General features: G+C 68.8%; 2 pseudogenes. Both read left to right on the top strand.

The features are described from left to right. Nucleotides 1-259, top strand: a pseudogene (locus tag LPA54_RS36880) (hypothetical protein); the annotation flags it as partial. A gap of 39 nt (nucleotides 260-298) precedes the next feature. Then, nucleotides 299-494, top strand: a pseudogene (locus LPA54_RS36875) (IS5/IS1182 family transposase); the annotation flags it as partial.

Here is a 494-nt window from a genome sequence, read left to right as displayed (position 1 = left end):
CTACGGCTGCTACGCGGCCATTCGAGACTGGGATCAGGGCGACATAGAGCGGCGGTCGCTGCGGCCCGCCCCGGCCGAGGAGCTTCGCGACCCCGGCCGATGGATGCACGCCACAGCCGGCCGGGATGGGCAGCAGCGGCTCGCCGAGGGGATCAGATACGTCTTTGGCCGGGCAGAGTGTCCGGCTTGCGCCAGTGTGTTCAACATTGCGGAAGCGCACACGACCGCGAACCTTCCACCGGCCCTTGAAACGTACTGAACAGGGAGAGACGCCCCGGCCACTTGCGATGATCTTAAAATGGCTGGCGTCATCACGGCTTCGGATCCCGCGTGGATACCCCTGTTCAGCGGGCTGAGCCCAAGGCAACTCGGCAAGCTGATCACCGCGCTCCGGCGCGAGGGCGCCGACCCGGCCCGCAGGGGCCGGCCGTGGGGCCTGCCGCTGGAGGACCGGGTGCTGCTGGTCGCCGCCTACTGGCGCACCAACCTCACCC

Origin of the sequence: Streptomyces sp. DH12 (assembly GCF_020873895.1) — a bacterium.
Classification (GTDB): domain Bacteria; phylum Actinomycetota; class Actinomycetes; order Streptomycetales; family Streptomycetaceae; genus Streptomyces.
The sequence above is the reverse complement of the archived record's forward strand: the minus strand, read 5'-3'. Positions and strand labels throughout refer to the sequence as shown.